Origin of the sequence: Nocardia sp. CC201C, from assembly GCF_030010695.1 — a bacterium.
Classification (GTDB): Bacteria; Actinomycetota; Actinomycetes; order Mycobacteriales; family Mycobacteriaceae; genus Nocardia; species Nocardia otitidiscaviarum.
The window spans coordinates 1-8253 of sequence record NZ_JASCXP010000336.1; the positions used below are offsets into that span (position 1 = coordinate 1).

Consider the following 8253-nt stretch of genomic DNA (forward strand, 5'->3'; position numbering starts at 1 on the left):
GCGACAGGCGGCGCGGCGGGCCGCGACCCCGGCAACGGACAATCGGTATCCGATGCGAGGATTGGGCGTGTGAATCCCGAGCAATGGTCAGCGTCTGCCCTGTACCGGTGTATCCGCGAAGTGGCCGAGTTCGTCGACGGTGAAGGGTGGGATCGGCCGCCGCGGCTGTTCGCCCTGGTGCCCACCGAGGATCTCGTGGCGGCGGAGCCCGCGCTGCTGGATCAGCTCGACGGCGGGAACGCCTACACCCCCATCGCGCAGGACCCGCTGCCGGAGGACGTGTCCGGGGACCCGATGGCGCTGGACGAGTTCCTCGCCACCACCAGTTGGCCGCCCGCGGTGGCGGGGGTGGTGCTGGTGCAGGAGATCCTGGTGCTGCCGCCCACCGCCGAGCAGACCCTCGACGATGCCATCGCGCCGCTGCTCGCCGACCGTGACGCCGCCGACGCCGCGGGACGCCGCGCCGCCGACAACCACCCCGACCGCCGCGAGGCCCGCCTCTTCGCGGGCGTGCTCCGCGACGGCACCGCGCTGTCGCTGCTGCACGTGCGACCCACCGAGGACGAGGAGGACCCGTTCGGCGACCTCGACCTGCGCACCACACCCAACCTGGCCCCCAACATCATCGAGGCGCTGCGGCACACCCTGGAGAACGAGCCGGAGGACTGACGCCGACCGGCCCTACTCGCAGGTGGGGAAGTCTTTGCCCGCGTTGATGCTCTCCAGGGATTCGATTGCGCCGCTGAGGGTTTCGACACGGACCAGGCGCAGGCCGTCGGGCGTGCGCTGTGTGGCCTCATTGCAGTTGGCGGCGGGGACCAGGAAGGTTTCGGCACCGGCCTCACGGGCGGCGATCATCTTGTACTGGATGCCGCCGATGGGGCCGACCTTGCCCTCGGGGTCGATCGTGCCGGTGCCCGCCACGAACTTGCCGCCGTTGAGTTCACCCGGGGTGAGCTTGTCGATGAGCGCCAGGCTGAAGATGAGCCCGGCGGAGGGGCCGCCGACCTCGGAGAGGTTGAAGTCCACCTCGAGCGGGCCGACCGCCGCCTCGGTCGGGGTGACGCCCAGGTAGCCCTTCTCGGCGTCGTCGGGCCGCGCGCCGACGGTGAGCTGGACGGTCTGCTCCACGCCGTCACGTTTGATCACGATCGGCACCGTCGACCCGGGCTTGGCGGACGCCGCCGCGTCCAGCAGATCCTGTACCGCGGTGAGGGGTTTGCCGTCCAGGCTGATCAGCTCGTCACCCTCCTTCAGCACATCCTTGGAGGGGCCGTCCTCCGCCACCGAGCGCACCGTCACCACGGTCGGCATGTCCAGGTAGTGCAGCGCCGCCAGCTCGGCATTGTCCTCGGAGCGCTTGAAATCCAGCTTGTTGGACTTGTCCACCTCGTCGCGGGAGATACCGGGCGGGTACACCTCCGCGCGCGGCACCAGGCCCTGCTGACCGCTCAGCCACAGCCCGAACGCCTCGAAGATATTCAGCCCGTCGCGAACGGAGACCGTCGTCATATTCAGGTGCCCGGTGGTCTCGTCGACCGGCACTCCCCGCACTTCGACCACGGGTTTGTCACCGACCTCACCCAGCGTGTCGAACGTCGGGCCAGGACCGAGCGCCACGAACGGGACGTTGACGGCGCTACCCACAGCCCCCAGGATCAGAATGGGGATCAGAGCGGCGAGCAGGGTGAATATCCGACGGTTCACCGGGCCAAGGGTACTGGTGATGGGCACGATCGCGACGCACCGCTGCGCGGATCGACCTCCGCCGGGCTCCAGTACCGTAGTGGGTATGAGTGACTATCCGTTCGGATTCTCGAACCGCGACGACGATCCGGAGCGCAAGAAGCCGGGCGACGAGTCGGGGTCCGGACCGAACGATCCGTTCGGTTTCATGATCGGCGGACCGGGCGGTGCGGGCGGCTTCGACCCGTCGCAACTCGGGCAGATGCTCAGTCAGTTGGGCGCGATGTTCAGCGGGATGGGTCAGCCGGGCGCGCAATCGGGTCCGGTGAACTACGACGTCGCCAAGCGGCTGGCCCGCCAGCAGCTGGGCGCGGGCGTCAGCCCGGTGACCGAGGGCACCCGCCGCGCCGTCACCGATGCCGCGCACCTGGCCGAACTGTGGCTGGATGCCGCCACCACGCTGCCCGCGGGCGCGACCAAGGCCGTCGCGTGGACCGCCAACGACTGGCTCGAGGAGACGCTGCCCACCTGGAAGCGGCTGTGCGATCCGGTGGCCGAGCAGATCTCGGGCATGTGGACCTCCACACTGCCCGAGGAGGCCAAGCAGTTCGCCGGGCCGATGATGGGCATGCTGAGCCAGATGGGCGGGCTGGCGTTCGGCTCGCAACTGGGCCAGGCGCTGGGCCAGCTGGCCAAGGAGGTGCTGACCTCCACCGATATCGGCCTGCCGCTCGGCCCGGACGGCACCGCCGCGCTGCTGCCCGCCGCCGTCTCGGAGTTCAGCGCGGGCCTGGAGCGGCCGGAGAGCGAGACCCTGGTCTATCTGGCCGCGCGCGAGGTCGCCCATCAGCGCCTGTTCGCGCATGTCCCGTGGCTGCGCCAGCAGGTGCTGGGCGCGGTGGAGGATTACGCCCGCGGCATCCGCATGGACTTCTCGGCCATCGAGCAGGCCGCGCAGAGCATCGACCCGATGTCGCTGGCGGATCCGTCGAAACTGGAGGAACTGCTGTCGCAGGGCACCTTCGAACCGCAGACCACGCCCGAACAGAAGGCGGCGCTGGAGCGGTTGGAGACGCTGCTGGCGCTGATCGAGGGCTGGGTCGAGGTCGTGGTGACCGATGCCGTCGGCGACCGGCTCCCGGGCGCGGGCGCGCTCGCGGAGACGCTGCGCCGCCGCCGCGCCACCGGCGGTCCGGCCGAACAGACCTTCGCGACCCTGGTCGGGCTGGAGCTGCGGCCGCGCAAGGTGCGCGAGGCGGCCGCGCTGTGGCGGCGACTGACCACCGACGCGGGCATCGAGAAGCGCGATGGGGTCTGGGCGCATCCCGACCTGCTACCGCACTCCTCGGACCTGGACTCCCCCGCCGGATTCATCGACTCGGTGATCGGCGGCGGCACCGCGGCCTTCGACGATCCGCTGGCACAGCTGGCCGAGACCGAGGCCCGGGAGAAACAAGAGCGCGACGAGAAGCGGGGCGACGGCGGGAACGACCGCGACGCCGGGGACATCGACATGCGCAAGGGCGACGACGACGCCTGACAACGGCGACGCCTGACAGCACAGCGACTACGGCCGGAGCGGACAGCGCTCCGGCCGTTCGTGTTTCGGTGGACGGCGAAAGTGACAGGCGCGCGGCGGACGGCGAGCGGCGGGCGGGTAGGTCTCCGCGGGAGCGAGGTACCGCGCGTTGGGCGTGGCGGCCGTCGCCGTGCGGCGCGCGAGTAGGTGGAATCCGGGGGTGTTGTGCACAATGTCCCGGGCGGGCTATCGGTCTGTGGATAGCCGTTCGAGTGCCTGATCAGCAGGTGTTTTCGCTGGCTGGCGTCGGGGCCGGGGCGCGCATACTTCGGGGCATGAGCATGCGCGTTCAGGGGCCGATGCTGCACCCGCGCTATCCGGTGCTGGTGCGGCGCGACGGCGGGGTTCAGGTGGGGTGGGATCCGGGTCGGGCGCTGATCCTGCGGCTACCCGGGGTCGACACCCAGCGGGTGCTGGCCTTCCTGCGACTGCTGGACGGACTGTGCAGCTATCCGCGCATTCTCTGGCGCGCACGCGAACTCGGCATCGAGGCGGATACCGTGCGCGGGGTGCTGGCGGAGATGCGGACGGCCGGGCTGCTCGCCGGCGCCGGTACAGAGCGGGTCGGGGGCATCCGGCTCCTGGGCGGGGTGCATCTGCACGGGCGTGGCCCGCTGTCCGACGCCCTGCTGCTCGGCTTGCGGCGGATGGGCATGCGTCCCAGTCACTCCCGTGGGCAGTCACCGCCCACCGCATGGCGACCGCAACTGGTGGTGCTGGCCGACACCCTGGTGCCCGCTCCGGATCTGGTGGAAAGGCTGGTGCGGCTGCGTATTCCACATGTACAGGTCTGCGTTCGGGACGGTCGCGGCATCATCGGCCCACTGGTGCTGCCCGGTGTCACCAGTTGCCTGTCGTGCGCGGACCGGTATCGAGCCGACCGCGAACCGGAGTGGCCGCACCTGGCGGCGCAGCTGCTGGGACGGGTCGGCCAGGCCAGCGCGGCCGGTATCGCGGCCACCGCGGGCCTGGCGCTGGCCGAGATCGAGGCCGTCGCGGCGGGCGAGCCCGACCGTCCGCCCACCGTACTGAACGCCACCCTGGAGCTGAATCTGGATTCCCGACGGCTCGACCGCCGCACCTGGCCGCCCCACCCGTCCTGCCATTGCCGGAAAAGCCCAGTTCAGGCCGAAGTGTGATGGAGGACACTATCTATGGAGTCGATGAAGATCAGCCAATTCCCATGGCACATCGGCTGGTACGTCGGCAATGATGGGGACGTGTCTGAGATTGTGAGCCGCCGCTCCTCCCGCAATGCCAAGTTGGCCAAGATTCCACTCGGTATCGCGGGCCGGGCGGCCGTAGGGTTCGGTCGCAAACTCGCCGGGGGCGACAAGAAGGAGATCAACGCCGAGCTGAACCAGCGAGCCGCCGAACAGCTGTTCGCGGTGCTCGGTGAGCTCAAGGGCGGGGCGATGAAGTTCGGCCAGGCGTTGAGCGTCATGGAGGCCGCCGTACCGGAGGAGTTCGGCGAGCACTATCGCGAGGCCCTCACCAAGTTGCAGGCCGCCGCGCCGCCCATGCCCGCCGCCGCCGTGCACAAACAGCTGGACCAGCAGCTCGGCACCGCCTGGCGGCAGCGGTTCAAGCATTTCGACGACGAGCCCACCGCCTCGGCCAGTATCGGTCAGGTGCACAAGGCCGAATGGTCCGACGGCCGCATCGTCGCGGTGAAGGTGCAGTATCCGGGTGCGGACGAGGCGCTGCGCGCGGATCTCAAGACGCTCAACCGCATGGCTGGCATGATCGGCTCGCTCATTCCGGGCGCGGATGTGAAGCCGATTCTGGCCGAGATCAGCGAGCGCACCGAAGAGGAGCTCGACTACCGCATCGAGGCGGGCAATCAGCGGCAGTTCGCCAAGGCTTTCGACGGGCATCCGCGCTTCCTGGTGCCCAAGGTGGTGGCCAGCGCGCCCAAGGTGGTGGTCACCGAATGGCTCGACGACGCCACCCCGGTCTCGACCATCATCAAGCAGGGCGAGCAGGATCCGGCGGGCACCCTGGAACTGCGCAATCGGGTGGCCGGGCTGATGGCCGAATTCCACTTCTCCTCCCCGGCGATCGCCGGGCTGCTGCACGCCGACCCGCATCCGGGCAATTTCATGATGCTCGCCGACGGTCGGCTCGCGGTCATCGACTACGGCGCGTGCGCGCCACTGCCACAGGGCTTCCCGCCGATTCTGGGCCAAATGGTGGCATTGGCCGTGGAGGAGCGTTTCGACGAACTCACCGAACTGCTGCACGCCCACGGTTGGGTGATTCCCGGAAAGCGCCTGAGCCATCAGGAGATTCAGGACTATCTGCGGCCGTTCACCGATCCCATCCAGACCGAGACCTTCCATTTCACCCGGCGGTGGATGCAGCGGGTGGCGGGCAAGGCCACCGACATCACCAGTGCGGAGATGAAAACCGCTCGTGCCCTACAGCTTCCGGCGGAGCACGTGATGATCTTCCGGGTGCTGGGCGGCTCGGTGGGCATCTGCGCCCAGCTCGACGCCGAGGTGCCGTTCATGAAACTCATGCACGACTGGGTGCCGGGGTACGCCGAGAACCGTCGGGCGAGCTGAAAAAGACTTTCCCCCACAGCGATACAGCCATCGCGGCCGCGACCGGACCCCGAACGTACAACGACCCGCTCACTGCGAAGTGAGCGGGTCGTATGTGTTCCGTTCCCCCGTCGCGGAGGGGCATCACGCCCCATTCGACTCGGCGTGAACGACGGCCCTGCGTGGTTACGCAAGCTGCCGCCTCCGGGCCTGAGCCGTTCACGCCACCGCGACCTTGCGCGGGCGGCCACGCGGCCGCTTGCGGGCGATCACGACACCCTGGTCGAAGATCTCACCGCCCCACACGCCCCACGGCTCACCGCGATCCAGGGCGGCGGTCAGGCAGCCCTGACGGATCGGGCAGGAGGCGCACAGCGCCTTGGCCTCTTCCAGCTGAGCGGGGCTCTCCGCGAACCAGAGGTCGGGGTTGCCGACCCGGCAAGGGATGTTGAGAGCGACTCCCCGGCGGGTGCGGGTGGTCGGGGTGACGTTTCGGCATGTCGCGCGTTCACGGATGACCGTGGTGGACACGTCTTCTCCTTCAGCTCGTGCAGCGGTCGTTGCGTTGTCTTCCGCGAAACCGGTGCCTGTGGCTGAAGGGCCGTTGAATCTGTGGCCACGGTTTCGCTTCTGGGCGATCCGTGGCCGGAGGTCAGGGAGTGTTCCCTACCTGGGTCGACTTCGGTGTCGACGCCTGATCACGGTCGCTGGGTGGGCATTGCGGGTGCGGGCTGCCGCCGGCAGATGCACCGGACGGAGTCCGGCCTCTGCGGTGGCGCCGAAGACGGCGAAATCAGCGATCGGCTGATCAGCGGTCGGCTGCCAGTCACCCTTGGGCTTGTCCTGCATGACGATGTGCGACGGCGCATAACGTCCGGTTTCGAAAACCTTGCGGAATTCGGAGACGCCGATGCCACTGCCGCGCACGCTGGACAGACGAATCCCCTGCGCGAGGATCCCCCGGGAGGCCGACACGACGGACGGCGCAATCGCTTGCATCGACAAAGTCGTCGACATTGCGTTCGTGGTCATTGGTCTGCCTCCCTCCTGAACTCGTTGCGATCGAAAGTGTTCATGCACGCGGGGTGACACCCCGGGTGCATGACAACCACCCTAAGCGGGCGATACATCAGTGCACAACCTATTTTTGACCTGCGTTTTTGTGCCCTGTCGCACCTCTTGCGAGGCAAGCCCCCGAAGCTGGGGGCACCGCCGCGGGAACTACGAGGAGGCGCGCAGCCGCGACCGCACGATGGCGATCACCTCCGCGCCGTAGGCCTGCAGCTTCTTCGCCCCGATACCCGGAATGGCGACCAGAGCGCGGTCGTCGGTCGGCTGCTGTTCCGCGATGGCGGTCAGGGTCGTATCGCTGAAAACCACGAAATGCGGCAGCGACAGCTCATCGGCCTTCTCCTTGCGCCATTCCTTCAGAGCTTCCAGCAGTGCGGGATCCAGATCGGCCGGACAGCGGGAACAGCGGCCGAGCATGGTCGCGGTGGTGTTGAGCAGTGGTCGCCCGCAGATCCGGCAGGTGGGATGAACGCGCTTGGGACCGCGGCGATCGGTGGTGTGCTGGGCGATGCGCGAGGCCGGGGAGTCGTCGGGGACCAGACCGGCGAGGAAGCGGGAGCGGCGGCGCACCCTGCGTCCCCCCTCGGTGCGAGCCAGCGCCCAGGACAGCCGCAGATGCTCGCGGGCCCGGGTGACGCCCACATAGAGCAGCCGCCGCTCCTCCTCCAGGGCCGCCTCGTCGGCGACGGTGTTGTCCGGACCGAGCACGTGCGCGATGGGCAGCGTGCCGTCGGCGAGACCGACCAGGAAGACGGCGTCCCACTCCAGTCCCTTGGCGGCGTGCAGCGAGGCCAGGGTGACACCCTGGACCGTCGGCGGATGCCGGGCCTCCGAACGGGCGGCGAGTTCGCGGAGCAGGCCGGGCAGGTCCAGGTCCGGGTCGTGGGCGGTCAACTCCTCGGTGAGCTGCACCAGGGCCACCAGCGAGGACCAGCGTTCGCGGGCTTGCGCGCCGGTGGGCTCCTCGGTGGTGAGCCCGAGCCGGGCCAGCGCGGCCCGCACCAGGGTGACCAGGTCCGCGCCGCGCGCATCGGGCAGGTCGTCGCGACCGGCGGTCTGACGCAGTGTGCTGACGGCTTGGCGCACCTCCGGCCGCAGGAAGAAGCCCTCGCCGCCGCGCACCTGATACGGGATGCCCGCCTCGGTGAGCGCCTGTTCGTAGACCTCGGACTGGGCGTTGATGCGGTAGAGCACCGCGATCTCGGCGGCGGGCACGCCCGTGCCGAGCAGTTTCGCGATGGCGCGGGCCACGGCCGCCGCCTCGGCGGGCTCGTCGTCGTACTCGGCGAAGCCCGGCTCCGGGCCGTCGGCGCGCTGGCCGACGAGTTTAAGGCGGGTGCCCCCCCATCGGCCCCCCCCCCCGCCCCAGAC

General features: G+C 69.4%; 8 protein-coding genes. 4 read left to right on the forward strand and 4 right to left on the reverse strand.

The features are described from left to right. Positions 1-69 precede the first annotated feature (69 nt). The gene (locus tag QK444_RS27375; RefSeq protein ID WP_282785035.1) at positions 70-669 is read left to right on the forward strand and encodes a PPA1309 family protein; all 600 of its coding nucleotides are present in this window, start codon (positions 70-72) and stop codon (positions 667-669) included. Between the two features lie 12 nt (positions 670-681). Here the strand turns inward: QK444_RS27375 and QK444_RS27380 are convergent, their stop codons facing one another. Further along, positions 682-1707, reverse strand: a complete 1026-nt coding sequence (locus QK444_RS27380) for a PDZ domain-containing protein (protein ID WP_282785036.1) — start codon at positions 1705-1707, stop codon at positions 682-684. A gap of 85 nt (positions 1708-1792) precedes the next feature. On the opposite strand from QK444_RS27380, the gene QK444_RS27385 reads away from it, so the two are divergent. From QK444_RS27385 to QK444_RS27395, 3 genes are all read left to right on the forward strand, one after another. Further along, positions 1793-3226: a zinc-dependent metalloprotease gene (locus tag QK444_RS27385; protein ID WP_282785037.1), complete on the forward strand. Its 1434-nt coding sequence runs from the start codon at positions 1793-1795 to the stop codon at positions 3224-3226. Between the two features lie 314 nt (positions 3227-3540). Beyond that, the gene (locus QK444_RS27390; RefSeq protein ID WP_282785038.1) at positions 3541-4404 is read left to right on the forward strand and encodes a hypothetical protein; all 864 of its coding nucleotides are present in this window, start codon (positions 3541-3543) and stop codon (positions 4402-4404) included. A 24-nt stretch (positions 4405-4428) separates the two neighbouring features. Next, the gene (locus QK444_RS27395) at positions 4429-5832 is read left to right on the forward strand and encodes an AarF/UbiB family protein (RefSeq protein WP_052373675.1); all 1404 of its coding nucleotides are present in this window, start codon (positions 4429-4431) and stop codon (positions 5830-5832) included. Between the two features lie 198 nt (positions 5833-6030). Here the strand turns inward: QK444_RS27395 and QK444_RS27400 are convergent, their stop codons facing one another. From QK444_RS27400 to QK444_RS27410, 3 genes are all read right to left on the reverse strand, one after another. Beyond that, entirely contained in the window at positions 6031-6342 is a 312-nt protein-coding gene (locus QK444_RS27400; protein ID WP_081592652.1) for a WhiB family transcriptional regulator, read from the reverse strand. A gap of 135 nt (positions 6343-6477) precedes the next feature. Continuing rightward, complete coding sequence (locus tag QK444_RS27405; protein WP_029931675.1) at positions 6478-6843, reverse strand: hypothetical protein; 366 nt, start codon at positions 6841-6843, stop codon at positions 6478-6480. Between the two features lie 189 nt (positions 6844-7032). Further along, positions 7033-8253: ATP-dependent DNA helicase UvrD2 (locus QK444_RS27410; RefSeq protein WP_282785039.1), on the reverse strand; the 1221-nt coding region annotated here is incomplete at its 5' end.